Genomic DNA, 4,181 nt, shown 5'->3' with positions numbered 1-4,181 from the left:
GGCGGCGGCGCGGGCGCGGGCGCCCCCGCCCCCCCCCCCCCCCCCCCCCCCCCCCCCCCCCCCCCCCCCCCCCCCCCCCCCCCCCCCCCCCCCCCCCCCCCCCCCCCCCCCCCCCCCCGCGACTCGTGGCTCGCAAGCCGTATCTTGGGGTGTTGCGGCCTCGGAACCGCAATATCCTGTGGATAGCCCGCCGGCTTTTGCGCCGCAGCGGGGCTTGTGCAAAAATGCCCGCCACCGCAGATGCACGTCGCACCGCCCGCGCGGCGGATCGAGGGCCTTCCATGTTCGAGCGCCTGCTCGCCCGCCTTTCCGGCCGCCAGGTCGGCACGGACCGGTTCGGCAACACCTATTACGAGTCGCGCCAGGATTACCGCGCCTATGGCCGCAAGCGCCGCTGGGTGATCTATGCCGGCCAGGCCGAGCCCTCCTCCGTGCCGCCCGAATGGCATGGCTGGCTGCACCACACCACGGATGCGCCGCTGCCCGAGGCCAAGCGCCATCCCTGGATGCTGGAGCACCGGCCGAACCCCACCGGCACGCCCGCCGCCTATCGCCCGCAGGGCCACGACTATGTCGGCGGCCGGCGCCCGCAGACGGCCGGCGACTACGAGGCCTGGACGCCGGGGAGCTGATGCGCGGGCGTTCCATCACGGAGGTCGCGGCCGGCGGCGCGGTGCTGCTGGTCGCCATCGCCTTCCTCATCTTCGCCGTCACCAATTCCGGCCGGGGCGGCATCTCGGGTCCGGCGGTGAGCCTCACCGCGAAGTTCGACCGGATCGACGGTCTCGCGCCTGGCGCCGATGTGCGGATCGCGGGGGTGAAGGTCGGCTCCGTCACCAACCAGCGCATCGATCCGCAGACCTTCCTCGCCGTGCTCACGATGCGGGTGGATGGCAGCCTTCGCCTGCCCGACGACAGCTCGGCCGAGATCGCGAGCGAGGGGCTGCTGGGCGGCAAATTCGTCTCGATCGTGCCCGGCGGCTCCGACCGCATCCTGGCCGATGGCGGCCAGATCACGATCACGCAATCCTCGATCAGCCTGGAAAGCCTGCTCGGACGCTTCATCTTCTCCATGACGGAAGGCCAGGGCAGCAACGCCCAGGGCCGGCAGGAGGGCGGAACCGCCACCCCGCGATGAGCGTGATGGACCCCCCGGCGCAATGGCCGGGCGCCGACGGCGCCCCGGTCGCCTGCCGGGAGAAGCTGAAGATGCTGGCCGAGAACCACCGCGAAGCCGCGCAGGTGCTGCGCGACGCCTTCGAGGATGCGGTGCTGATGGGCGTGGACGAGGCCGCGATGCGCCGCATCCTCACCGATCTGGTCGCCGCCCTGCCGAGCCCGAAGCGGCCGTGATGCGCGGCCACGTCCTGCTGCTCGCGGCGCTGCTGCTGCCGGCCGCCGCCCTTGCCCAGTCCTGGGTGCCGCAGCGCGTGGCCGAACTGCAGGCGCTCGACAAGGTCACCGCCCGCGTGACGACGCTGCGCGTGCCGGTGAACCAGCCGGAGAGCTTCGGCAGCCTCACCATCACCGTCCGCGCCTGCAACGCCCGCCCGCCGGACGAGGTGCCCGACGCCGCCGCCTGGCTCGAGATCACCGACAGCCGCGCCCCGGCGACGGGCTCGGCGGTCTTCCATGGCTGGATGTTCGCGAATGCGCCGGGCGTGCACATGCTGCAGCATCCGGTCTACGACATCCGCGTGCTGGCCTGCCGGGCGCGGTAGGGGCCGTCAGCCACCCTCCCGCATCGCCCGGATCTCCGCCTCCAGCGCTTCCGGGTCCATCTCGTCGCGCCACGGCACGGCTTCCTCCACCGCATCGGAAAGCAGCCGCTTGTAGTCGGCGCGCGCCACCTCCCGGCAGCCGAACTGCGCCAGGTGGCTGGTCTGGAACTGCGCGTCCAGCAGCCGGAAGCCGAGCAGCCGCAGCCGCGCCACGAGGTGCACCAGCGCCACCTTCGAGGCGTCCCGCACGCGGCTGAACATGCTCTCGCCGAAGAAGGCGCCGCCGAGCGCCACGCCATAGAGCCCGCCCACCAGCGCGCCATCCTCCGGCGGGCCGTGCCAGACCTCGATGGAATGCGCATGGCCGATGCGGTGCAGGGCGCCGAACAGCCGCTCGATCTCCGGGTTGATCCAGGTTTCCTCCCGCCCCGCGACGGATTCCGCGCAGCCCGCGATGACGCCGGCGAAGTCGCGGTTGGAGGTCACCTGGAAGGGGCCGGAGAGCACCGTGCGCCGCAGCCGCCGCGGCAGGTGGAAGCCCTGCAGCGGCATCACGCCGCGCTGCTCGGGGTCCAGCCAGTAGAGCCTCTCGCCCCGCCGGCTTTCGGCCATGGGGAACAGGCCCGCCCTGTAGGCGCGGAGCAGGAGTTCCGGCGTGATCTCGAACTGGCGGCGGCTCACCTGCCCACTATGGCGGAGCCGCCGCGTTGGCGCGAGGATTCGTCTCCCGCGCCGTGCGGTTCAGTCCGCCCGGTCGCGCAAGCGGGCGACGAAGCGTTCCAGCCAATGGATGGTGTAGTCGCCCGCCTGGAATTCCGGGTCGGCCACGATCGCCTGGTGCAGCGGCAGCGTGGTGCGGATGCCGCTGACCACCATCTCGGCCAGCGCCCGGCGCAGCCGCGCGATCGCCTCGGCGCGGGTCGCGCCATGCACCACCAGCTTCGCCACCAGGCTGTCGTAATGCGGCGGCACGACATAACCGCTGTAGAGCGCGCTATCCACGCGCACGCCCAGGCCCCCCGGCGCGTGGTACATGTCCACCCGCCCCGGGCTCGGGGCGAAGCTGTCCGGGTCCTCGGCGGTGATGCGGCATTCGATGGCGTGGCCGCCGAAGCGCACCTCGGCCTGATCGTAGCCGAGCTTCTCGCCGGCGGCGATGCGGATCTGCTCCTTCACCAGGTCCACGCCGCAGACCATCTCCGTGACCGGATGCTCCACCTGCAGGCGGGTGTTCATCTCGATGAAGGCGAACTGCCCGTCCTGCCAGAGGAACTCCAGCGTCCCGGCATTGCGGTAGCCGAGCTGGCGCAGCGCCGAGGTGACCTTGGCGCCGAGCTCGTCGCGTTCCGGCCCGGTCAGCACGGGGCTGCCGGCTTCCTCCACCAGCTTCTGGTGGCGCCGCTGGAGCGAGCAGTCGCGTTCGCCGAAATGCACGACATTGCCATGCGTGTCGGCCAGCACCTGCAGCTCGATGTGCCGCGGCCGGTCGAGATACTTCTCCATGTAGACGCTGTCGTCGCCGAAGGCGGCCTTGGCCTCGGTGCGCGCGACGCGCCACGCTTCCTCGAGCTCCTCCGGCGCATGCGCCACCTTCATCCCGCGCCCGCCGCCGCCGGCGGCGGCCTTGATCAGGACGGGATACTTCACCTCCTCGGCGACGGCGCGGGCCTCCTCCAGGCTGTCCAGCGCGCCGAGCGAGCCGGGCACCAGCGGCACGCCGAGCCGGCGCATCGCGTCCTTGGCCGCGATCTTGTCGCCCATCATGCGGATGTGCTCGGGCGAGGGGCCGATGAAGGCGAGGCCGTGCGCCTCCACCATCTCCGCGAAGGAGGCGTTCTCGGAGAGGAAGCCGTAGCCCGGATGGATCGCATCCGCGCCGGTGATCGCGGCGGCCGAGAGGATCGCCGCCATGTTCAGATAGCTGTCGCGCGCCGAGGGCGGGCCGATGCAGACGCTCTCGTCGGCCAGGCGCACATGCATCGCCGTGTTGTCGGCGGTGGAATGCACCGCGACGGTCTGGATGCCCATCTCCTGGCAGGCGCGATGCACGCGGAGCGCGATCTCGCCCCGGTTCGCGATGAGTACCTTCCGGAAGGACACGGGTCTCTTACTCGATCACCAGCAGGGGCTCGCCGTATTCCACGGGCGACCCGCTCTCGATCAGGATGCGCGTGACGGTGCCGGCCTTCGGCGCGCGGATCTGGTTGAAGGTCTTCATCGCCTCGATCAGCAGCAAGGTCTGGCCCTGCGCCACGCGCGCGCCGAGGGTGATGAAGGGGGCGGCGCCCGGCTCGGGCGCCAGATAGGCCACGCCCACCATCGGCGAGGTCACGGTGCCGGGATGCGGCCCCTCGACCTCCGCCGCGACGATCGGCGCCGGCGCGGCCGCGGCGGCCATGGCGACCGGCGGCGCGGGGGGGGCCGGGGCCGCCGGGCAAGCCACGCCCGGGGCCGGCCCCC

At 72.4% G+C, this 4,181-nt stretch carries 7 protein-coding genes; 4 read left to right on the top strand and 3 right to left on the bottom strand.

Features of this window, described 5'->3' with window-relative positions; genetic code table 11:
* Nucleotides 1-281 precede the first annotated feature (281 nt).
* Genes AC1MIR_RS17330 through AC1MIR_RS17315 form a run of 4 tightly spaced genes read left to right on the top strand, consistent with a single transcriptional unit; the run spans nt 282 to nt 1,721 of the window.
* On the top strand, nt 282-632 hold the full coding sequence (locus tag AC1MIR_RS17330; protein WP_480029428.1) for an NADH:ubiquinone oxidoreductase subunit NDUFA12: 351 nt from the start codon (nt 282-284) through the stop codon (nt 630-632).
* A complete protein-coding gene (mlaD, locus tag AC1MIR_RS17325) occupies nt 632-1,138 on the top strand; it encodes an outer membrane lipid asymmetry maintenance protein MlaD (RefSeq protein ID WP_480029427.1) in 507 nt (168 codons plus the stop codon). Before AC1MIR_RS17330 ends, mlaD begins: the two co-directional genes overlap by 1 nt.
* 5 nt (nt 1,139-1,143) lie before the next feature.
* Nucleotides 1,144-1,353 (top strand): hypothetical protein, encoded by a 210-nt coding sequence (locus AC1MIR_RS17320; protein WP_109870788.1) that lies wholly within the window; start codon nt 1,144-1,146, stop codon nt 1,351-1,353.
* A complete protein-coding gene (locus AC1MIR_RS17315) occupies nt 1,353-1,721 on the top strand; it encodes a DUF2155 domain-containing protein (protein ID WP_480029426.1) in 369 nt (122 codons plus the stop codon). The genes AC1MIR_RS17320 and AC1MIR_RS17315 overlap by 1 nt, the downstream gene beginning before the upstream one ends.
* Before the next feature lie 6 nt (nt 1,722-1,727).
* Here the strand turns inward: AC1MIR_RS17315 and aat are convergent, their stop codons facing one another.
* The 3 genes from aat to AC1MIR_RS17300 form a co-directional block, all read right to left on the bottom strand.
* Complete coding sequence (gene aat / locus AC1MIR_RS17310; protein WP_480029425.1) at nt 1,728-2,402, bottom strand: leucyl/phenylalanyl-tRNA--protein transferase; 675 nt, start codon at nt 2,400-2,402, stop codon at nt 1,728-1,730.
* 60 nt (nt 2,403-2,462) lie between these two features.
* Nucleotides 2,463-3,821: an acetyl-CoA carboxylase biotin carboxylase subunit gene (gene accC, locus AC1MIR_RS17305; protein WP_480029424.1), complete on the bottom strand. Its 1,359-nt coding sequence runs from the start codon at nt 3,819-3,821 to the stop codon at nt 2,463-2,465.
* Between the two features lie 7 nt (nt 3,822-3,828).
* On the bottom strand, nt 3,829-4,181 hold a 353-nt coding region (locus tag AC1MIR_RS17300), incomplete at its 5' end, for an acetyl-CoA carboxylase biotin carboxyl carrier protein (RefSeq protein WP_480029423.1).

Source organism: Falsiroseomonas sp. RANM36 (assembly GCF_056682175.1).
The sequence above is the reverse complement of the archived record's forward strand: the minus strand, read 5'-3'. Positions and strand labels throughout refer to the sequence as shown.